This window comes from Enterococcus sp. DIV0703, from assembly GCF_051711065.1.
GTDB classification, from domain to species: Bacteria; Bacillota; Bacilli; order Lactobacillales; family Enterococcaceae; genus Enterococcus_B; species Enterococcus_B hirae.
Map to the genome: position 1 here is coordinate 475,440 of NZ_JBIOLX010000001.1, position 22,302 is coordinate 497,741.

The window sequence follows — 22,302 nt, forward strand, 5'->3', positions numbered from 1 at the left end:
GAAAAGAAAATTAAGTTTATGTAACTATGTATTATTAGATCTCTATTGAATCCAAGGATGATTTATTTAGATGATGATCAAATTTAAACCCATTCAGACATCTATTATAGAATAAACATAATCATCCGATTACTTGGAGAAAAATCAATACCGACATTTATTAATGGTTAGAGAATATGAACTTTAGGATGTCATGATAAAAAATAAAATATAAAAGGATTGATTTGATGAAATATAGTAAACTATTATTATTTACCTCGTTTTTGTGCATTAGTGCTGGGACAATAAATACCATGACCGTTAACGCAGCTCAACAAGTAACTGTCTCAGATTCAACTGTCCGAAACTCTGTAGAGGCTGTAAACAATTTATTTACCGACAATACATATACCACATTATCTCCAAACACAACAACTGAAACGATCAAAGAAGCTAGAACGCTGATTCTTAAGGCCGCAGGAAAATGTGACATCGTTCATTTAAGTAATTTATGCAAGAAGGCGGAAAGCTTGTTATTAGAAAGTACCAATTCAGTAGATTCAGCTGTCCAAAATGCTGTAGAGGCTGTAAACAATTTATTTACCGACAATACATACACCACATTATCTCCAAACACAACAACTGAAACGATCAAAGAAGCTAGAACGTTGATTCTTAAGGCCGTAGGAAAATGTGACATCGTTCATTTAAGTAATTTATGCAAGAAGGCGGAAAGCTTGTTATTAGAAAGTACTAATTCAGTAGATTCAGCTGTCCAAAATGCTGTAGAGGCTGTAAACCATTTATTTACCGACAATACATATACCACATTATCTCCAAACACAACAACTGAAACGATCAAAGAAGCTAGAACGCTGATTCTTAAGGCTGTAGGAAAATGCGACATCGTTCATTTAAGTAATTTATGCAAGAAGGCGGAAAGTTTATTAGCACTATCTGTTCATTTATAAAAAATAGAAAGTTTATAACCTTTCACTTCTTTAAATATTCCTATAGGCACGACACCTAAAAGTGGGAAGTAAAAAAATTGACATAGGCTGTTTGTCCTCTGCACTGTACGGAGGGCGAACAGCCTAATGTCTGTAGTCTTTTATGAGAGAAGCGGTGATTAAATTCAGTTTTTTCGGAAAAATCATGGAAGATTGGACAACTTTTAATTTCACTTCAAAATTGTCTGTAACCATAAAAAAGTCGACCCCCAAAAAGGTCACTTTTTAGTCTAAATTTTTTGAGGTTGGTTCATTATTGTTCTGGGTTATAAATTTATTTTCATTTGTCCTTTTTCAGAAAATAATCAAGATTTCTTCTACTCTAGCGTTTTTTTGTTATAATGGATAAGAAATGAAAACTTGCCAAGAGGAGTAATATAAAGATGAATAAAATTTACCCAGATGACAGTTTGACGTTGCATACTGATTTATACCAAATCAACATGATGCAAACGTACTGGGAATTAGGTCGTGCGGATCTCCACGCTGTTTTTGAATGCTATTTCCGTGATATGCCATTTAACCATGGGTATGCCGTGTTTGCAGGATTAGAACGTCTTGTGGAATACTTAGAAAATTTGACGTTTAGTGAGTCAGACATTGAATACTTACGCAAAATGGACATCTACCCAGAAGGTTTTTTAACATACTTAAAAGAATTTAAATTTAAAGCTACTGTCCGCTCGGCGCGTGAAGGTGAATTAGTGTTTGCCAATGAACCGTTGATCCAAGTGGAAGGTCCGTTAGCACATTGTCAATTGATTGAAACAGCCCTACTGAATATGGTGAACTTTCAAACGTTGATCGCTACGAAGGCAGCAAGAATCAAATCAGTGATCGGCGATGATCCATTGTTAGAATTTGGTACTAGAAGAGCGCAAGAATTGGATGCTGCTGTTTGGGGAACTCGAGCTGCTTACATCGGTGGAGCAGATGCTACTAGTAATGTCAGAGCTGGGAAAATCTTTGGGATTCCTGCAAGTGGGACGCATGCGCATGCACTTGTTCAATCTTATGGAAATGATTATGAAGCGTTTATGGCTTATGCGAAAACTCATAAAGACTGTGTGTTCTTAGTTGATACTTACGATACCTTGAAATCTGGTGTGCCTAGTGCGATCCGTGTAGCAAAAGAATTAGGCAATAAAATCAATTTCCTTGGGGTTCGTATCGATAGTGGCGACATGGCGTATATTTCGAAGCGTGTTCGTGAACAATTAGATGCTGCTGGTTTCACTGAGGCTAAAATTTATGCTTCAAATGATTTAGATGAAGCAACGATTTTAAATTTAAAAATGCAAAAAGCTAAAATCGACGTTTGGGGTGTAGGAACGAAATTGATTACAGCCTATGACCAACCTGCGCTTGGTGCAGTCTTCAAATTGGTTTCAATTGAAGATAAAGAGGGCAAAATGATCGATACAATCAAGCTTTCCAGCAATGCAGAAAAAGTAACAACTCCTGGCAAGAAGCAAGTGTGGCGAATCACTCGCAATTTTGATGGCAAATCAGAAGGAGACTACGTTACGCTTTGGGAGGAAGATCCTAGAGAGGAAGCAGAGATTTTTATGTTTCATCCTGTGCATACCTTTATCAATAAAACGGTGCGTGACTTTACCGCTCGACCTATCTTACAAGATATTTTCGTGAAGGGCGAACGGGTCTATGAATTACCAACTTTAGATGAAATCAAAGCATATACACGTGATAACCTTGATTCACTGTGGGAAGAGTACAAACGTGACCTTAACCCACAAAAATACCCAGTTGATTTATCGACAGATTGTTGGAATCATAAGATGGCTACGATGGAACGGATGAAGAAAAACGTAGCTACTTTATACAATGAATATTAAGGAGGAAAAAGAATGAGCTTACAAGAAGAGATTATCCAAGAATTAGGTGTCAAACCAACCATTGATCCACAAGGTGAGATTCGAACTAGTATTGATTTCATGAAAGCTTATTTAAAGAAATATCCTTTCTTAAAAACTTTTGTTTTAGGAATCAGTGGGGGACAAGATTCTACGTTAGCGGGACGTTTGGCTCAATTAGCAATGGAAGAAATGCGTGAAGAAACACAAGACGATCGTTATCAATTTATCGCTGTACGCTTACCTTATGGCGAACAAGTAGACGAAGAGGATGCGAAAGCTGCAGTTGAATTTATCCAGCCTGACGTTCGCCTACGAGTGAATATCAAACCTGCTGTCGATGCGCAAGTTGCTGAATTAGCCGCTGCGGGGATCGAAGTCAGTGACTTCAATAAAGGAAATATCAAAGCTCGTCAACGGATGATCACACAGTATGCAATTGCAGGTGGGCATGCAGGAGCAGTCCTGGGAACGGATCATGCAGCTGAAAATATTACTGGTTTCTTTACAAAGTATGGCGACGGTGGCGCCGATTTGTTACCATTATTCCGCTTGGACAAACGTCAAGGAAAACAATTATTACAAGAACTAGGGGCACCTGAGAAACTTTATACCAAAATCCCAACAGCTGATTTGGAAGATGGCAAGCCGTTGATCGCCGATGAGGTTGCTTTAGGTGTTACTTACACTGAGATTGATGATTATTTAGAAGGTAAAGAAGTTCCAACAGATGCCAAACAAAAAATTGAAGCTTGGTGGAATAAAACTCAGCATAAACGACACTTACCTATCTCAGTGTTAGATGATTTTTGGAAATAAGCCTAAAAACTTTGTTGAAGATCACACCAATGAATGAAGTAACATTGCTTGTTTTTAATGAACTCGTCATTTAGTAAAAAATAAGGTTGTCATAGTAAAGTTCAGATGGAAAAATAACCTGCTATATCCGAAAACAGCTTCTCGCATTTTCTGGATATAGCGGGTTATTTCTATTATCAAGAGAATATGAACCGCATGTTCTTTTTCAAGATTTAAGACAAAAGATTAAAAATAGCTATTCATTGGGTTTCAGTTCTATTCTGTAGTAGTACGTCAATGAAGTACTATTAATTAAGATTATAAACGCATGGAGGATTTTTTTAGTAGCTGTAATAAATTGTTTAAACATCTTGTGTTAAAAATTAAAGTTATGTCAGTAGACTTCTTTCACATGGATTTTTTTAACGCCTTTTTTATAAGTCGCTACTTGCATACTATTGTTATGCTTTTACAATACGATATTGAGCAGTCGACAATTTGTGAGCAATCAAATCGGACAACGAATAAAAAAAGATAAGGGTTTGCAGACAGTTCTTTACTTGTTATCTGGAAATCATTAAAATAAGGAAAGCGGTATCGAATAATAAATGAATTAAAGGAGTATCCATTTGAAAAGACATATAAAAGATAGTTTCAATCAATTGTCTGTCAAACAGAAAAATTGGTTAAAATATACATTAGTGGCGATAAGTATCGTTTTTGTCGTTGGACTAAGCAATTTGTATTTACAATGGTGTCAAAACGATCTTTCTTTTGATCTAGCTGTAAAATTTGCTTTTTCGTGGCATACGGAAAAATTTTTATTAGCTTGTTTAGTGTTATTAATGATCTTACTTTTTTTAGTGGCAGTATTAGGTTCTTTTCTCTTTGGAACATTCTTTTATCTTGTTGGCATTGGAATATTAGGTTACGCAAACTACTTAAAAATGACCTATCGACAAGAACCGATTTATCCCGACGACCTAAAGATGATCAAAGAGTTTGGTTTATTAAAAGATATGACAGGCACAACCTCGTTTTATCTATTAGCAGGAATGATCCTATTAGTGGTAGCAGGTGGTTGCTGGGCTATCTATCGGAGTTTTAAGAAAGACAAGAAATTTCAAGCCATCCGAGTGATCACATTATTTACTACGATCTTTGCGCTTATTTATATTAGTCATTTCAATAACCCAAATAATTTATTACGTAAAGCATATAACAAAACGGCTTTGTGGATTCCTTATAGTCAAAAGATGAATTATTATAATACAGGTTTTATTGGTGGTTTCTTATACAATTTAAAAATCGATCCAATGGAAAAACCAAAAGGGTACTCTGAAGAAAAAATCAAGGAAATTACATCACACTATCAAAAACTGGCAGATGAAAAAAATAAAACTGCCTCAGAAGAACAACCGAATATCATTTATGTGATGAGCGAAAGTTTTTCAGATCCTAGTCGTTTGAATGGGGTGGAAATTACCGGTGATCCTTTGGCAGATTATTATGCGGTGGCTGATCAGACTTATAGCGGTCAGATGCTTTCTCAAAATTATGGTGGGGGAACAGCCAATATCGAATTTGAAGCATTAACTGGTTTTTCAATGGGACTATTCAATGCTCAATTAACAACACCCTACACAATGCTAGTACCCAAAATGAATCAATTACCTTCGATCGTTTCAACATTGAAAGATCAAAATTATCATACGACTGCGATCCATCCTTATAACACCTCGATGTACAAAAGAAAAGATGTTTACGAGGTTTTAGGTTTTGATGAATTTATTAGTGAAAATACGATGACGTATACAGACACCATTGAAGATAATCCCTACATTTCTGATGCTTCTGCTTATCAAGAAGTGATGGATCTTTTAAAAGAGGACGATACACCCCAATTTATCCATCTTGTGACGATGCAAACCCATATGCCTTATGATGGAAAATATCAGCAGCTCGAATATACAGCCAAAACAGAGGATAATAGTGGGATAAGTAGTTTAGAAAATTATCTTCAAGATATTTCGTATAGTAGCCAATCCTTAAAAGCGTTCACGGAAGAACTGAAGAAGTTATCAAGAAGAACACTAGTTGTTTTCTGGGGAGATCATTTACCAGGGATCTATTCTGACACCATTCAAAATAGTAATGAGAAACACACCTTACACGAAACACAGTTTTTGATGTTTGATAGTCAAGGAGAATTAGAAAAAAACGAAGCTCCTGTTACAAGTCCCTTTTATTTTGCTGCTGACTTGATGAATCAGACTAATCAACAGACAACTGGTTTTTATCAATTATTGTTGGCACTTCAAAATGAATTACCAGCATTTGAGCGAGAACTATACTACCAAGAGGGGCAATGGCATCGGGAAGCACAATTAAACAAAAAACAAGCAGAACTTTATCAAGCTTATGAGATGATTCAATATGATATTGTTTCTGGAGAAAAATACAGTTTGCAAACAAATTTTTTTGAAAAATAACATATGACTTTATTACTCTGGGTAGAAAGCCTATTCAATTGTGCTAAAAAAAGGTAAAATAAAAGAGAAATAAAATCGAAAGTAGGAGAAAGAATGTTACCAAATATTGGTTATTATGTACAATCAGTCGATCGAATGGTCAAAGAGACGGAAGAGATCGGTGAACAGATGCATCCAAAATATCAAGTGATCAGAGAAGCGATTGATCAGAAAAAAACAGAAGACTTGTCTCAAGAAGAGTTAGCTGAAATCGTTCATTTGTTTGAAGAAGGAACAAAAAAATATCGTGTGATATTGAAAAAAATCAGTCAGTTGCGACCACCAGCAAAAGTAATGGGTATTCATAAAAGTTTTGAAAAAGCCTATACTTCCTACGTGGCTGGTTGTGAAGAAATGACTCAAAGTATCCAACCAGAGTCTGGAGTTGACCATGACTTATTTGATGCTTCTGAAGAAAAACAGGATCAAGCGACAGAAAATATTTCTTCAGCCATCCAAAAAATGACAAATTTATTGTTGAAAAAATAAAACAGTATAAAGTTTCATTGAAAAATAGAGTGTTTTAATTTAATTATCATATGTTTTTTATGATAAAAATCAGTCAATCACTTATTATATGAAAGTAACCTATACCAACAACAATTTTGAATTACTCGATCGAATAATTCACTTTTACCGTCAAGCCTAACCAACTTGACGGTTTTTGCTATTTACCGATCGTTTGTCTCAGTTCAACTCAATCCCTCCATATTCAAGTTCAACTTATAGAGGCTGCTCTCAACAAATCGTTCACCGAAAACAATGTAGTTCAGATGAACAAATAATATACCCGGCGGAGTTTCAGCACTAAGCAAAAAAACTCGAAACGTGAAAAACTTGTTTCGAGTTTTCGTCATGATCAAATCAAGTAACGCTTTTCCGATCACTTATTTAATTTTCAACATTTCTGACATAATCATCAAAATATTGAAGTAAATCTTGTTTTAATTTTTGATAATCTGCTTCACTATATTCTTTTTCTTCTAACTTTCCTTGGAAAAAAGGAATTTCTAACTCTTCCCGTAATCGATCCAATACTTCATCTTTGTTCATGTTACTGCTCCTTTTCAAAATAAACACAGACACATTCTGGTGCATAGATGTCTTTTTGGCGTAATTCTAGTAAACCAGTCTCTTTATTTCGCGCGAAAAGCGTAAGATTATCGGTATTTTGATTGGCAGATAAGACATAGTCGTTCGTCGGATCTAAAGCGAAATCTCTAGGGAAATCGCCTTCAGTAGAAATAATTTGGATACATTCCAACAGTTGATCCTTTTCAGAAACTGCAAAGACTGCAATTGAGTTATGGCCACGATTGGAAGCATATACAAATCGACCATCATCTGAAATACGAATTGCAGCACCACCATTTTCTCCTTGAAAATCATCTGGTAGTGTACTAATTTTTTGTTTTTCTTTAAAGCTGCCTTGGGATTTATTATACGAAAGCACACGAACAGTACTATCAAGTTCACCAAATAGGTAAGCAATTGTTTCATTTGCAGGATGGAAGACAAGGTGGCGGGGACCAGTTCCAGGTTCTGCCACAAATTCAGAAACTATAGTTAATTTTCCTTGATCAGATACATCGTACGTATAGACCCGATCCGTTCCTAGGTCACAAACCACTAAGCGGTTGTCTGGAGTTAAATCAGTATAATGGACATGTGCATGGTCTTGATTTTTATGAGGACCAGTTGCTTCTTGATGAAAAACGGCATCAGTTGCTTCGAGACCTCCATCGTCTAGAATACGATAAACATTGACTTCACCTTTATGATAATTAGCACCATATACTAATTGACGAGATTCATCAACTGCAACGTAACATAAAGGAGCGCCTGATTCTGTTACCGCATTCAAAAAATGGAATTCTTGATCGTAAGCCCCGATCCCACCTAAACCGTCCAGACTTGTGACGTTATAAAGATTACCAGCTTCACTTTTTGCTAAGTAAGTTGGACTATTTTCTTTTACAGCTAGCTTCAATCCTGAGACTTCTGCTTTTTCTGTATCTAATTCAATGGTATAAATTCCTTCACTCACACGTCTTGTGTACGTCCCTAAAATGATTTTTTCTTTCATTTTATCCCTCCTAGAATGTATGAAATAGGTTCCTTGTTTATTTTAGCACATTTCAAACAGGAGAGTTAAACAATGAGAATATGTTATACTGAATATAGAGTGAGCGACAGAATTTGTAACAAAGGAGAGAATAAAATGATTCATGCAACCATCAAAGAAATCGGAGAAAATGCAGTAAGTGAACAAGAACCGATCTTGATTTTATTTGATCGAACAGCAACAACTACACTACGTAACTATTCAGTGATCCAAAAGATTACTTCTACCGAAAAATTTTCATTAAAAAAAGGGGATTCACTTTTTTTTGATCAACAAGAATATCAGATTGAACATGTGGGAAGATTGGCAAATGAAAATTTAAACACAGTAGGGCATGTTACGCTGATTTTTGATCATTATTCTGAGGAAAATAGTATTGTGAACGGTCTTTACTTAACACCACATCAGTTACCTGAGATTCATGTCGGTACACAAATCAAATACAAGTAGGTGAGATTATGGAAGGAAAAAACAAGCGATCAAAACCAGTCTCTTGGTTTTGGCGATGGTTTTTAAATAATCAAGTCGTTACTGCGTTATTAATAGTACTTTTGATCTTATTGATCGTTTTTTTATTTACTAAGGTGTCCTATCTATTTGCCCCGATCTGGCAATTCCTGGCGATCGTTGGCTTACCCATTATTTTAGCGGCAATTTTGTATTATTTGATGAATCCAGTTGTTGACTATTTGGAAAAGCGCCAAGTTCCAAGACTCTATAGCATCATCGGGTTATTTGTATTAGTCGTGGCACTGATTGCTTGGGGAACAGTGGTAATCATTCCTAAAATCCAAGAGCAAACCGTGAGTTTTATCAATCATTTTCCTCAATATGTGGATACGATCGATAATAAGTTGACAGAAATACTAAGAGATCCTCTATTCAACCAATTTAGGGAACAATTGGAAGCTACTGGCGATAAGTTCATGAGTTCAGCGGGGGATATGCTCCAAGATATTTCAAAAAGTACGGTTCAAAGTTTAGGAAGTTTTGTGGGAGCAGTTGCTACGATTATTGTTGCTTTGCTAACTATGCCGTTTATCCTTTTCTATTTATTGAAAGATGGCAAGCAACTTGCCCCTTATTTTGTGAATTTCCTACCAACACGTATGCGAAAACCAACTTTGAAAGTATTAAGTGAAATGAACGATCAAGTTTCTTCTTATATCCGTGGACAATTGACTGTGGCTTTTGCAGTAGCGATCATGTTTATGATTGGATTTGCGATCATTGGACTCGATTATGCAGTCACCTTAGGGATCATTGCCGGTTTTTTAAATTTGATTCCCTATCTAGGCTCATTTTTAGCAATGATTCCGGCCGTATTCTTAGGAATCGTGGCGGGACCGATCATGTTGATCAAAGTATTGATCGTATTTGCTTTAGAACAAACGATTGAAGGACGATTGATTTCTCCATTAGTCTTAGGGAATCAATTGGCGATCCATCCGGTCACGATCTTATTAGTTTTATTAACTTCTGGGAAGCTGTTTGGAATCGTCGGTGTGATTTTAGGTATTCCAGTATATGCTGCAGCAAAAGTGGTCATCTCACATGTTTTTGAATGGTATACAACTATCTCTAGTTTATATGAAGAAAAACAAAGTGACTAACCAATTGTGCACTAAAAACACATGACTAAAAAAACGAAGAAAGCGAAAATAGTTTAACTATTTTCGAGATTCTTCGTTTTTTTTAATTTTTTTAATAAATTTTTAGGTACTCGCTATGCAACAATCAAAGTTAGTAAGGGACTAACTTTATAGTAAACCTGCAAGTAGCTTTTATTAGAACGTTTGACCAAATGCTGCAGCTTTATCTAAAGCTGATTGCATCAATTCTTCTGCACGGTCAGGGGTATAGTCGATACCTTCAATAAATAATTGATCCACTTGATCGATACCGACAAAGTTTAAGATGCCTTTGACATATTGAGAAGCGAAGTCTTGACCGTTATAAATGCCTCCGTTGGATTGGATGTGCAAAGCTTTTTTACCAGAAACTAATCCTTCTGGTCCGTTTTCAGTATAACGGAATGTCTTGCCAGCGACATTGACGGTGTCAAACCAAGCTTTTAATTTTGTTGGGATATTCAAGTTCCATAAAGCATTTGCAATAACGATCTTGTCTGCAGCAAGAAATTGGTCGGTCAATTCATTGAAACGAGCAATTTTTTGTTGTTGACTTTCAGACAAAGTAGAGAACTCAGCACCTGCCCGAAGTGCTTCCCATCCTGAAAGTAATTCTTCATCGATTTCTGGGATATCATCACGATAAAGCTCTAAAACAGTCACTTCATCTTCCGGATGATTTTCTTTGTAACTAGTTAAAAAAGTTGTTAATGCTTTAACTGAACGTGATTCCTGTGCAGTTAATGGGTGCCCTTTTACTACTAAAACTGATGCCATAATATTCTCTCCTTTAAGCTGACTTGTTATCTGACTAACATAGCTAGTTTACTTGAAAGAGAAAAGGCTATCAAGTTTTTTTAAGGTTCGATTTTTAATTATGAATTTTTTTAGTCTTTTCATGAAAAAAATATGGAAAAGCATTGCAAAACATCTTCTTGGTGTTATAATGACATAGTGTCATGTGACAGTGTGTCATTTTAGGAAGGAGGAAAAAGATGCCTACGAAAACTTTTTTTCATCTACCAGAGGAAAAGCAGAAACGTTTATTAGAAGCAGCTAGGATTGAATTTTCCAGAGTACCATTAAAAGATGCTTCCATCGCAAATATCGTGAAAATCGCAGAAATCCCTAGAGGTAGTTTTTATCAGTATTTTGAAGACAAAGAGGATCTTTACTATTATTATTTTGAAACTGTTCGACGTGATAGTTCAAAAGATATGTTCCAACTGATAAAAGATGTCGATGGGGATTTATTCGAAGGATTCGAGCTTTATTTTACTAAAATCATTCGGGAGATTTTAGTCGGGGAAAATGCTTCTTTTTATCGTAATCTTTTCATGAACTTGGACTATCGTGCTTCTCGTAAAGTCGTGCCACATACAAAAGATGATCAGCAGCGTCATTCACATGCAAAACATCAAAAAGAGGCAAAAGAATTAATTGGATTGATTGATCGAACGACACTGAAAGTAAACGATGATCATGAACTGGAACTACTGATCCAATTGATCATGAATATCGTCTTTACTACGATTGCTCATGCCTATAAATCATTTTCAAAAAACGAAAATTACTCCGTGGATCATGCCATTAAAGAATTTAAATTAAAACTATCATGGTTGAAAGACGGCGTATATCAATAGAAAGAGGGGAATTACATGCTAAAAATCGTCAAACGGATTTCACTGACTTCAGCTATTGCAGCCACGTTGTTCATGGTTATCCAAGTTTTATCAGATCTTTATTTGCCGACGCTCACATCAAATATCATTGATAAAGGTGTAGCACGAGGTGATGTTGATTATATTTGGCAAACAGGTTTTGTTATGATCGGTTTTTCTTTGATTAGTATCATCGCAGCGATCGCAAATACCTTTTTTGCTACACGTGAGTCACAAAAATTAGGAAAGCAATTACGTACCGATGTTTATAAAAAATCTGAAAGTTTAACAAAAGATGCATTTGACAAATATGGTACAGCATCCTTGATTACCCGTACAACTAATGATGTGACACAAATCCAGATGGTTACGCAAATGTTTTTAAGAATGATGATCAATGCACCGATCACATTGGTTGGCGCAAGTTTTCTTGCTTATCAAAAAGATCATCAATTAACCAAAATTTTCTTAGTAGTTATTCCAATCATGCTAGTGGTGATCGGCGGAATCATGTTTTTTGCGGTACCACTATTCAAGAGCATGCAAAAGAAGACAGACCGTTTGAACCTAGTGTTTCGTGAAGGATTAACAGGGGTAAGGGTAATCCGAGCGTTTGATAAGACACGTTTTGAAGAAAATCGTTTTGATTTAGCGAACAAAGATTATACAAATACAGCAATTAAAGTCAACACGATCGTTGCATTGATGATGCCGATGATGACCTTAATTATGAGTGGAACAAACGTAGCAATTACTTGGTTTGGTGGACACTACATAGCAGATATGACGTTAGAAGTCGGAAACCTAATTGCATTTATGACGTATGCTATGCAAATTTTAATTAGCTTTATGATGCTTTCAGCTATTTTTATCATGGTCCCTCGAGCGCAAGCTTCTGCTGATCGGATCAATGAAGTATTAGATGAAAAAGTAGGTATCTCAGATCCTGAGAACCCAACTGAGGTGACTCCTGCAGGTAAAGCTGCCACAATCTCATTTGAACATGTCAACTACCGGTACCATGGAGCTGAGAAGCTGGCATTAGAAGATATTGATTTTTCAGCAAAATCAGGCGAAACTGTTGCGATTATTGGTGGAACTGGTTCGGGTAAATCTACTTTAGTCAATCTTATCCCACGACTATACGATGTCGAATCAGGAACAATCAAGATTGATGGTGTAAGTATTACCGATATGACTCAGTATAATTTGCGTGAATTGATGGGCTTTGTTCCACAAAAAGCCATGTTGTTCTCTGGCACGATCAGAGAAAACATGCAGTACGGCAAAGCAGATGCTACTGATGAAATGATTTGGAAAGCGTTAGAAATCGCCCAAGCCAAAGACTTCGTTTCAGAAATGGAAGAGGGATTAGACAGTCATGTTGAACAAGGCGGAGGAAATTTTTCTGGTGGGCAAAGACAACGTTTGGCGATTGCTCGAGCATTAGTCAAACCAGCTGACATTTATGTATTTGATGATTCTTTCTCGGCTTTGGACTTTAAAACAGATGCAAAATTACGTCAAGCTTTAAAACAAAATATGAAAGAAAGTATTACGGTTTTAGTTGCACAACGAGTAAGTACAGTAATGGATGCGGATATGATCTTAGTCCTTGATGAAGGAAAACTAGTTGGCAAAGGCACACACGATGAACTTCTTAAAACGAATGAAACCTATCAGGAAATCGTTCATTCACAATTAAGAGAGGAGGATCTAGCATGAGTAAAGGAACGACCAAACCTTCTCAACGACCAATGCCTGGCGGCGGTCACGGACCCGGTCGAAACATTGGGGCAAAAGGAGAAAAACCAAAGAATTTTTGGGGCACAGTGAAACGTTTATTTGGCTATATGTCAAAACGCTCGGTTGCGATCATTGCTGTATTTGTATTAGCGATCGCAGCAGTCATTTTCCAGATCCAAACACCAAAAGTATTAGGGAGAGCAACTACTGAGATTTTTAATGGGGTGATGGCTGGTGCAAAACAAATGCAAGCGGGGCAACAAATTTCTAAATTCCCAATTGATTTTGATAAAATTGCTCAAATCATCGCCACGGTTATTGTGATGTATTTGATTTCTGCAGTATTCAATTTCTTGCAACAATTTATTATGACACGAGTATCGCAACGAACAGTTTATGAGTTACGTCATGATCTAGAAGCAAAAATGAATCGTGTACCGATTTCTTATTATGATACACATACAAATGGAGACATCATGTCTCGTGCAATCAATGATATGGATAATATTGCCAGTACCCTTCAACAAAACTTAACACAGTTTGTAACAAGTGCAGTTACTTTGATCGGTGTCATCGTTATGATGCTTTCTATTAGTTGGCAATTGACGTTAGTGGCTTTACTGATGATTCCATTGAGTTTGATCGTCGTGATGATCATTGCACCCAAATCCCAAGTCTTTTTTGCAGATCAACAAAAAAGTTTAGGTCTCTTAAACAACCAAGTAGAAGAAACCTATGGTGGTCATACGATCGTCAAAACTTTCAATCATACAGCCAAAGACCAAGAAGTTTTTGAAGAAGAAAACGACAAGTTATATGCTGCTGGGTGGAAAGCGCAGTTTATCTCTGCCATCATTATGCCTTTGATGAACTTCGTTAAAAATCTTGGCTATGTATTTGTTGCTGTATTAGGTGGGGTCAAAGTTGCAAATGGGAATATGACACTTGGGGACGTTCAAGCGTTCTTACAATATACGACACAATTCTCACAGCCGATTACTCAACTTGCAAGTTTAATGAATACGATCCAGTCAACTGTTGCATCTGCGGAACGGGTTTTTGAAGTGCTGGATGAAGAGGAAATGTCTGATAAAAAATCTGGGTTACCTGTTGAAGAGAACACACCATATAAAGTTCGTTTTGAAAATGTTCAATTCGGTTATACCAAAGATCAACTATTGATGACAGATTTTAATCTGGATGTGAAACCTGGAGAAATGGTGGCAATTGTTGGTCCAACTGGTGCTGGTAAAACGACCTTGATCAACTTGTTAGAACGTTTCTATGATGTTTCTGGCGGAAGTATCCGTTATGACGGGGTAGATACGAGAGATTTATCTCGAGATAACTTACGTGCTCAATTTTCAATGGTTCTGCAAGATACATGGCTATTTACAGGTAGCATCTACGACAATATCAAATACGGAAACGATGATGCAACTGACGAACAAGTGATTGAAGCAGCCAAAGCTGCCCATGTTGATGACTTTGTTCGCAAACTGCCTGAAGGTTATCAAACGGTATTAAATGAAGATGCCAGCAACATCTCCCAAGGGCAACGACAGTTAATCACGATTGCTCGGGCATTTTTAGCTAATCCGGATGTATTGATACTTGATGAAGCAACTTCTAGTGTGGATACTCGGACAGAGATTTTGATCCAAAAAGCGATGAATCGTTTATTAGAAAATCGAACAAGCTTTGTAGTAGCTCACCGTCTGTCAACCATTCGAGATGCTGATAACATTATTGTCATGAACCATGGTTCAATTGTTGAAACGGGAAATCATGATCAATTGATGGAAAAAGATGGATTTTATGCTGATTTATATAACAGCCAGTTTTCCGAAGAAGCTGTTTCTTAACAATTCATTAATAGTAAAACGCATGGAAAGAGCATCTGAAGCGTTCCATGCGTTTTATTTATTATAATGAATGTTATTTAAAAATAATTGCAGTATTGCGTGGAAAATGCGAAAATTCTCACATTTTTTTTAATAAAAACCCATTTATTGCTTGAAAGAAATGTGAAGCATCGTTAAAATAAAGCTGGACGTAGAGGGGAGCAAGAAAAATGAAAGAATTTAAATTGGGGTCTACTACTTACCTAAAAAGTGTAGCAATCCGGGTTAAAGATAGAGATAAAATGATTGATTTTTACAAAAATACGATCGGTTTTGATTTGAAACGGGAAGAAAATGAATTAGCTATTTTAGGGACACAAGAGCAAAATAGTGAGATGCTATTGCTAGAAGAAAGTCCTAGAGCGCATGATTACATTGGGGAAATCAAAAAACTGAAACGTTTTTCATTGATTATTCCAACGGTAGCAGAAATGGCTGATATCCTTTCCCGTATCCGTAAAACAAACTATCCAATTGAAGATGCGTTAGAAGATCAAGGGCGCATGGGGATCTTACTTAAGGATCCAGAAGGTAACGAATTAGAAATTTATCACGAAGAGGACAATGTTCAAGAACGAAATCAACCAGAAGCAATGGATCAAGAGTCATTATTACGTAAGTCAGAAGAGCGTTACAAAAAATTATCCGCTAATTCTTACTTTGAAAAAATCCATTTAAACGTTTTTGATAGCGAAGAAGAACGCCGTTTTTTAAGTGATTTACTGGGACTAAAAGTTCGGGAAGAAAAGAGCGGATTACATGTTTTAAATGAAGGGAACTTCCATGTAGGAATCTCAGAAGCAAATAGTGAGGCATTAGCATTGCCGACTCATGAAGTATTAGGTTTAGATTTCTTGAAATTCGTGATTGATCAAGAAAGCATGGAACAGTTGATTCAGCATTTAAATGAAACTGCAGTTGACTTCTTTATCGATCAAAGGCATACTGTGTTAACAATTTATGATGCGATTGGTATCGAATGGTGGTTTGTGATCGATACAAAAAAAGCCAAAAAATAAAGCGAAGACAAATAATTGAATAGGTAGAAATAGCTCCTAACGATTTGATGTTTAGGGGCTTTTGCATTTGTTCATTGTTGGCAAAGCGCATCACAAGCAACAACGGAAATCGAAAGCTGATTTTTTGTTCAATATATAAAGAGATACCAGAAACAACTCTTCAACTAAAGAAGTTTCTCTAAGATATAAGATGATGGAAGAAAAGTTGATTTGAAAAATTTTCTTATTGTCATTGGAGCTGACCGATGTTTTCACGACCTTACCCACGGCGTTCAAGAAGCAACTCCTCAGCAATAAGCGATGATTTTCTAAAATATGAGAAGCTATTTTAAAAAATCCTCTCTTATTCGCTCGGAGCTAATCGCTTCTTTCACGACCTTTATCTACTTGCATCCTCTTGGAGAAAGCTATATGATTTGATTTAGCATGATGAACAAAAATTGATTTCTTCGACAGAGAAGGAGAATAAAATGTACCCAGAAACGAAACAGTTGATTTTAAATAAACTTGAAGAAGGTTATTATCCTGGTGTTGTTGGTGCGTTTATTAAGCATAAGCATGTTGAAACTTTTTCAGCAGGTCATGCACAGATCGTACCTGAAACCCAACCAATGACAGCAGATCTATTATTTGATGTGGCTTCTTTAACAAAAGTGATCGCTACCACCAGTCTAGTGTTGCGCTTGTGGGAAGATGGTAAAATCGACTTAGACAAACCGTTACACCATTATTTACCGGCTTTTGAAAATGAAACAATCACGATACGACATTTACTGACTCATACATCAAATATTGAAACTTGGATTCCTAATCGAGATCAACTCTCTCAAGAACAGCTGATCGAAGCCTATTTAAAGCTTCAACCTGGTGATCAGTTAGGGAAATTAGTGAAATATACAGATGCAGGCACGATTTTATTAGGATTGATGCTTGAAGAGATTTTCCAAGAGCCAGCCACAGAATTATTTGAAGAACAAGTATTAGCGCCTTTAGGGATGATGCACAGTACGTTTTTACCTTATCCTTCTAAAAGAATTGTTCCCACACAACAACTCGCTTCAGGTGAGGTTTTGCGGGGCGTTACACATGATCCTAAAGCGAGAGTACTCGCTGAGCATGCAGGAAATGCTGGGTTGTTTCTTGATTTAGAGGACAGTATTACCTTTGTAAAAATGTATTTGAATTTAGGGAAAGCTGAAAATGGGCGTTTTTTAGAAGAACAAACGATTCGCTCACTTTTACAAGATCATACGCCAACGAAAAAAGGCAATCGTTCCTTAGGATGGGATTTAAAAAAAGGATTAGAACAACAGCAACCAATTCTTTTTCATACTGGTTATACGGGCACGTTCTTACTAATTGACATTATTGAACAAGAAGCATTTATTTTCTTATCAAACCGTATCCATCCAACGGATCATCGTGAAGCTTATATTCGTTGTCGTGATGAAATTGTTGAAAAATTTTTGAAAGAGAAAGCGTTATTAAAAAAATGATGCTATAATAACTATGAACATTGAGAGGAGTTTGAACTATGCAAGAACCTATGTTTTTAAAACCAGTTTTTCAAGAAAAGATTTGGGGAGGCAGCCGTTTAAGATCAGTATTTGGATTTGATATACCTAATGACAAAATCGGTGAAGATTGGGCGATCAGCGCACATCCACATGGTGTAAGTGTCGTTGAAAACGGTGAATACCAAGGACAAAAATTAGACGAGTTATGGCAAAACCACAAGGAATTGTTTGGCAACCCAACTGAGCCTGTCTTTCCATTATTAATTAAAATCTTAGATGCAGAAGATGAATTATCAGTACAAGTCCATCCAGATGATGCTTATGGAATGAAGCACGAAGGTGAGTTAGGAAAAACAGAATGTTGGTATATCATTGATGCTGAACCTGGAGCAGAAATCATTTATGGCCATCATGCAAAAACAAGAGAAGAACTTGCTGAGATGATCCAAGAGGGTCGTTGGGATGACTTATTGAAAAAAGTCCCAGTTAAAAAAGGCGACTTTTTCTATGTCCCTAGTGGAACGATCCATGCAATTGGTAAAGGGATCATGATTTTAGAAACGCAACAAAGCTCGGACACGACTTATCGTGTATATGATTATGACCGTAAAGATGCCAATGGCAATACGCGTGAATTGCATATCCAACAATCAATTGATGTGACAACTGTTCCAGCTATTACGCCACAGATTCAAATGAAAGAAGTACGTAAAGGGAATTCTTCGATCGTTACGTATTTAGAGACCGAGTTTTTTAATGTTTATGAATGGGATATCAAAGGAATTACATCATTTAAAAAACAAGCACCTTATACATTAGCGACAGTAATCGATGGAGCAGGAGAGTTAGTTGTTAATGAAAAAATTTACCCATTAACTAAAGGGGCAAGTTTTATTTTACCAAATGATGTGACAGAATGGACGGTTCAAGGAGAGTTATCAATCATTGCCTCTGAACCAGGTAAAGCATCGAAATAAAGAATCAGTGATTTATTAGTTAACTTTGCAGATGGTTATTTTTTCTGATTAGTGTTGTGAAATAAAAAAACTGAGCCTTGTGTTGTGAATGTCTTAAGTTAGACCAAGATCTAACTGAAGCAAGTCAGCACAAGTGTTCAGCTTTTTTGTTTTAGAATGCTGGTAAAAATGAAGCTGCTGATTGCTAATAAAAAATTAGGAAAAATAGGTTCTTGAAATAGCTTTCAATCTGTGGTATATTTTCGGTGTAGAGTTAAAACGTTTTAATTATTGATGAATGGCGTTTGATTCAATTAATATGTAATATGGAGTGATGAAGGAATGAACACTGTAACAGTTATCGGTAGCATTAATTTAGATCGGACCATCCGAGTTAAACACATGCCTAAACCAGGAGAAACGATCCACACGAAAGAAACATTTTCAGCTGGCGGAGGAAAAGGAGCAAACCAAGCAGTTGCTGCAAGACGTTCAGAAGCTACTACTCATTTTATTGGAGCGATTGGTACCGATGAAGCTGGCAAAACAATGGCTGAGCTTTTAGAACAAGAAGAAATCAATTTACAAGGTGTAGCAACTCTTGAAAACCAAGCGACTGGTCAAGCTTACATCATTGTTGATGATGCTGGGGAAAATAGCATTATGATCCATGCCGGAGCGAACAATGCGTTTACACCAGAACAAGTTAGACAAAACAAAGCGATCATCGAAAAAAGTGATTTTATCATTGCACAGTTTGAAAGCGCTGTAGAAAGTACGATTGAAGCTTTTAACCTAGCAAAAGAGGTTGGGGTAAAAACAATTTTGAATCCTGCCCCAGCATTAGAAAATGTGCCTGAAGAGTTATTGAAAGTAACAGATATGATTATTCCTAATGAAACAGAAACAGAAATTTTAACAGGGATTTCGATTACGGACGAAGAAAGCTTAAAACAGGCTGCAGCTCACTTACATCAATTAGGAATCGAAGTTGTAATTATCACGATCGGAAGTAAAGGCGCATTTTACTCGATTAAAAACAGCAAAAATGGGATCGTGCCAGCGTTCAAAGTGAATGCAGTCGATACGACAGCTGCAGGTGATACATTCATTGGTGCGATGAGTAGCATGTTAGCAACTGATTTTAGTAATTTAGAGGAAGCAATTACCTATGGAAATAAAGCTTCTTCTTTGACTGTTCAACGTTTTGGCGCACAACCTTCTATTCCATATAAACAAGAATTGAATTAAGAAAGGACGTTTTTATTATGAAAAAATCAAAAGTAATCAATTCAGATATCTCTCGTGTAATCGCACAAATGGGACATTTTGACACATTAAGTATCGGTGATGCAGGTATGCCCGTGCCGATGACAACTGAAAAAATCGATTTGGCTGTAGATAATGGTATTCCAAGCTTTATGGAAGTCTTGAACAATGTGCTTGAAGAGTTAGAAGTTCAACGTATTTATTTAGCTGAAGAAATCAAGTCAGAAAACCCTAAAGTATTATCGGAAATTCAACAACGGCTACCTGAAACACCTATTACTTTTATCCCTCATAGTAAAATGAAAGCTGATTTGAATCAGTGTCATGCGTTTATTCGCACAGGGGAAATGACACCTTATGCTAATATTATTTTAGAAAGCGGCGTCGTTTTTTAAAAAAGAAGGAGGAATAGTCTACCATGAATACTACCGCGCTTTTAATTGGCTTAGGCCCACTACTTGGTTGGGGGTTATATCCTACGATCGCATCTAAGATCGGGGGACGTCCGGTCAATCAAATTTTAGGTTCAACATTAGGAACATTGATTTTTGCAATTGTTTTTGCTTTATATAAAGGAATGGAGTTACCAACAGGATCTGACCTGACTTTTTCAATCTTATCTGGTGTTGGTTGGGCAATCGCCCAAATCATTACATTCCAATCCTTTACCTTGATTGGTTCTTCTCGTGCAATGCCTATTACTACTGCTTTTCAATTATTAGGGGCTTCATTGTGGGGCGTGTTTGCTTTAGGAAATTGGCCAGGCGCTACTGCGAAAGTCTTGGGTGCCTTTGCTTTAGTTTTGATTATTTTAGGTGCTTGGATGACTGTTTGGACTGAAAAGAAAAATACAGAAGGCAGTAACTTATTGAAAAAAGCGGTCCTTTTGTTAGCAGTAGGTGAAATCGGCTACTGGGCTTATTCCGCAGCTCCTCAAGCAACTTCAATTGATGGAATGCATGCCTTTTTACCTCAAGCAATTGGTATGGTAATCGTTGCTGTTGTTTATTCAGCTGTTTTAAGTTTTAAAGAAAAATCAGCGTTTGTCGAAGTTGTCTCTTATAAACATATTTTTTCAGGATTTTTCTTTGCCTTCGCTGCTTTAACTTATTTAATTTCAGCTCAACCAGATATGAATGGGTTAGCAACAGGGTTTATTCTTTCTCAAACATCCGTAGTATTAGCGACACTGACTGGTATTTGGTTCCTAGGACAAAAGAAAACCAAGAAAGAAATGACTGTTACAGTTATTGGACTAGTCTTGATTTTAGCTGCTGCTACGATCACTGTAATGATCTAACTCTTCCCCAAAACAAAATAAGCTGAACTGAAAGACATTGATTGACTTAAGTTGATCAATGTCTTTTATTTTTTTTGGAAGAATCGCAAATAAATCGTAATTATAGAGTGAGGAGGGATTTACGTGTTACGAATCTGTAAAAAAAAAGCAATTCGAAGTAAAGCACTAACGATTCGATTATTTGATGGTTCTACGTGGGCTAATTTAGGGAATGGACAGTTTATCAATCAAGAGACAAAAAAAGAATTACCTGACTACAAGATTTATCCACAAATAAAAACAGCCGTTTCTTCTGGCGGTCTTATCTTTGCTAAACGAAGGAACACAAAACAAAACTTACAGTACGTGGAACGACCAATGAAAGTAAAAGCTTGGCAAGTTTAGTCGTTGCAAAAAAACATATTTGTTCGTTGAAAACGTTATATGTGAGCATCATTACTGGTTAGCAATCTAACTGATAACGATGATTTGCTGTCAATCTTTATCGATGCTCAACTAAATGACAGTCCTGTTAGTGTTGGCATGCTAACAGCAAAAGTATGACTAGAATCTCTTACGGAGGACGGAACCGATAACTGTGATTAATGGTTTGAAGAAAAATTTCTTACGTAATATTTTTTCCGAGGACCGTGAGGATATGGGTTGGCTTTTTCCTAAAAAAGTCAGGTTTCCATTTATCCTAAAAATGGTGTGGCCTTAAAATTTTTAAGGAGTGACAACTTGATGACAGAACTCCAGCGATTATTAACTTTTATGCGTAGTAGTAAAAGAAAACAGATTACTTTGCGTGAATATGAACAGCTTGTTCATCAAGATGGATGGACAAATGGAGACAAAGCAAAATTGATCAATCAGATACAAAAAAGTGGCGTTTTAAGGTATGACCGCACTAAAAATGAATATGTGATTCGCTTGATTCAGTAGCGAATATTTTGTTTTTTAGTGTCAGTAGTAATTCTATGTTTATGAGAGAACTTTTGTA

The 22,302-nt window shown here is 36.4% G+C and carries 21 protein-coding genes; 18 read left to right on the forward strand and 3 right to left on the reverse strand.

Translation table 11 applies throughout. From position 1 onward, the window contains the following. Positions 1-227 precede the first annotated feature (227 nt). The 5 genes from IGK81_RS02230 to IGK81_RS02250 all read left to right on the forward strand — a co-directional run bounded on the left by IGK81_RS02230 (position 228) and on the right by IGK81_RS02250 (position 6,681). Positions 228-950 (forward strand): hypothetical protein, encoded by a 723-nt coding sequence (locus IGK81_RS02230; protein WP_034699553.1) that lies wholly within the window; start codon positions 228-230, stop codon positions 948-950. A 422-nt stretch (positions 951-1,372) separates the two neighbouring features. Then, entirely contained in the window at positions 1,373-2,845 is a 1,473-nt protein-coding gene (locus IGK81_RS02235) for a nicotinate phosphoribosyltransferase (protein ID WP_034699556.1), read from the forward strand. 12 nt (positions 2,846-2,857) lie between these two features. After that, positions 2,858-3,682 carry an ammonia-dependent NAD(+) synthetase gene (gene nadE / locus IGK81_RS02240; protein WP_034699558.1) on the forward strand — a complete coding sequence of 275 codons (825 nt, stop codon included), beginning with the start codon at positions 2,858-2,860 and terminating at the stop codon, positions 3,680-3,682. Positions 3,683-4,302: 620 nt separating this feature from the next. Next, positions 4,303-6,153 (forward strand): LTA synthase family protein, encoded by a 1,851-nt coding sequence (locus IGK81_RS02245; RefSeq protein ID WP_374188439.1) that lies wholly within the window; start codon positions 4,303-4,305, stop codon positions 6,151-6,153. Between the two features lie 93 nt (positions 6,154-6,246). Beyond that, positions 6,247-6,681: a hypothetical protein gene (locus IGK81_RS02250; RefSeq protein WP_034699562.1), complete on the forward strand. Its 435-nt coding sequence runs from the start codon at positions 6,247-6,249 to the stop codon at positions 6,679-6,681. Between the two features lie 402 nt (positions 6,682-7,083). Here IGK81_RS02250 and IGK81_RS02255 read toward each other — a convergent pair whose 3' ends face one another. After that, positions 7,084-7,245, reverse strand: coding sequence for a hypothetical protein (locus IGK81_RS02255; protein WP_010720034.1), 162 nt, complete (start codon positions 7,243-7,245; stop codon positions 7,084-7,086). A 1-nt stretch (position 7,246) separates the two neighbouring features. Continuing rightward, positions 7,247-8,278 carry a lactonase family protein gene (locus tag IGK81_RS02260; RefSeq protein ID WP_034699565.1) on the reverse strand — a complete coding sequence of 344 codons (1,032 nt, stop codon included), beginning with the start codon at positions 8,276-8,278 and terminating at the stop codon, positions 7,247-7,249. A gap of 135 nt (positions 8,279-8,413) precedes the next feature. Here IGK81_RS02260 and IGK81_RS02265 point away from each other — a divergent pair, with 135 nt between their 5' ends. Then, entirely contained in the window at positions 8,414-8,767 is a 354-nt protein-coding gene (locus tag IGK81_RS02265; protein ID WP_034699568.1) for a PTS glucitol/sorbitol transporter subunit IIA, read from the forward strand. Positions 8,768-8,775: 8 nt separating this feature from the next. Further along, positions 8,776-9,930 (forward strand): AI-2E family transporter, encoded by a 1,155-nt coding sequence (locus IGK81_RS02270; RefSeq protein ID WP_034699570.1) that lies wholly within the window; start codon positions 8,776-8,778, stop codon positions 9,928-9,930. A gap of 174 nt (positions 9,931-10,104) precedes the next feature. Here the strand turns inward: IGK81_RS02270 and IGK81_RS02275 are convergent, their stop codons facing one another. After that, positions 10,105-10,725 carry an NAD(P)H-dependent oxidoreductase gene (locus tag IGK81_RS02275; RefSeq protein ID WP_010720030.1) on the reverse strand — a complete coding sequence of 207 codons (621 nt, stop codon included), beginning with the start codon at positions 10,723-10,725 and terminating at the stop codon, positions 10,105-10,107. A gap of 218 nt (positions 10,726-10,943) precedes the next feature. On the opposite strand from IGK81_RS02275, the gene IGK81_RS02280 reads away from it, so the two are divergent. The 11 genes from IGK81_RS02280 to IGK81_RS02330 all read left to right on the forward strand — a co-directional run bounded on the left by IGK81_RS02280 (position 10,944) and on the right by IGK81_RS02330 (position 22,244). Beyond that, on the forward strand, positions 10,944-11,591 hold the full coding sequence (locus IGK81_RS02280; protein ID WP_034699572.1) for a TetR/AcrR family transcriptional regulator: 648 nt from the start codon (positions 10,944-10,946) through the stop codon (positions 11,589-11,591). A 15-nt stretch (positions 11,592-11,606) separates the two neighbouring features. Then, on the forward strand, positions 11,607-13,334 hold the full coding sequence (locus IGK81_RS02285) for an ABC transporter ATP-binding protein (RefSeq protein WP_034699574.1): 1,728 nt from the start codon (positions 11,607-11,609) through the stop codon (positions 13,332-13,334). Continuing rightward, a complete protein-coding gene (locus IGK81_RS02290) occupies positions 13,331-15,220 on the forward strand; it encodes an ABC transporter ATP-binding protein (protein WP_010738420.1) in 1,890 nt (629 codons plus the stop codon). Before IGK81_RS02285 ends, IGK81_RS02290 begins: the two co-directional genes overlap by 4 nt. 209 nt (positions 15,221-15,429) lie before the next feature. Continuing rightward, the gene (locus IGK81_RS02295; protein ID WP_034699576.1) at positions 15,430-16,278 is read left to right on the forward strand and encodes a VOC family protein; all 849 of its coding nucleotides are present in this window, start codon (positions 15,430-15,432) and stop codon (positions 16,276-16,278) included. 470 nt (positions 16,279-16,748) lie between these two features. Then, complete coding sequence (locus IGK81_RS02300; RefSeq protein WP_010720025.1) at positions 16,749-17,774, forward strand: serine hydrolase domain-containing protein; 1,026 nt, start codon at positions 16,749-16,751, stop codon at positions 17,772-17,774. Between the two features lie 38 nt (positions 17,775-17,812). Continuing rightward, a complete protein-coding gene (gene manA, locus IGK81_RS02305) occupies positions 17,813-18,772 on the forward strand; it encodes a mannose-6-phosphate isomerase, class I (protein ID WP_010720024.1) in 960 nt (319 codons plus the stop codon). A gap of 321 nt (positions 18,773-19,093) precedes the next feature. Beyond that, on the forward strand, positions 19,094-20,002 hold the full coding sequence (gene rbsK, locus IGK81_RS02310; protein ID WP_010738416.1) for a ribokinase: 909 nt from the start codon (positions 19,094-19,096) through the stop codon (positions 20,000-20,002). 17 nt (positions 20,003-20,019) lie between these two features. After that, on the forward strand, positions 20,020-20,415 hold the full coding sequence (gene rbsD / locus IGK81_RS02315) for a D-ribose pyranase (RefSeq protein ID WP_010720022.1): 396 nt from the start codon (positions 20,020-20,022) through the stop codon (positions 20,413-20,415). 23 nt (positions 20,416-20,438) lie between these two features. Then, positions 20,439-21,320 carry a ribose/proton symporter RbsU gene (gene rbsU, locus IGK81_RS02320; protein ID WP_010720021.1) on the forward strand — a complete coding sequence of 294 codons (882 nt, stop codon included), beginning with the start codon at positions 20,439-20,441 and terminating at the stop codon, positions 21,318-21,320. A 123-nt stretch (positions 21,321-21,443) separates the two neighbouring features. Beyond that, the gene (locus IGK81_RS02325; RefSeq protein WP_034699578.1) at positions 21,444-21,704 is read left to right on the forward strand and encodes a hypothetical protein; all 261 of its coding nucleotides are present in this window, start codon (positions 21,444-21,446) and stop codon (positions 21,702-21,704) included. A gap of 339 nt (positions 21,705-22,043) precedes the next feature. Further along, a complete protein-coding gene (locus IGK81_RS02330; protein WP_010720019.1) occupies positions 22,044-22,244 on the forward strand; it encodes a hypothetical protein in 201 nt (66 codons plus the stop codon). The last annotated feature ends 58 nt before the right edge of the window (positions 22,245-22,302 follow it).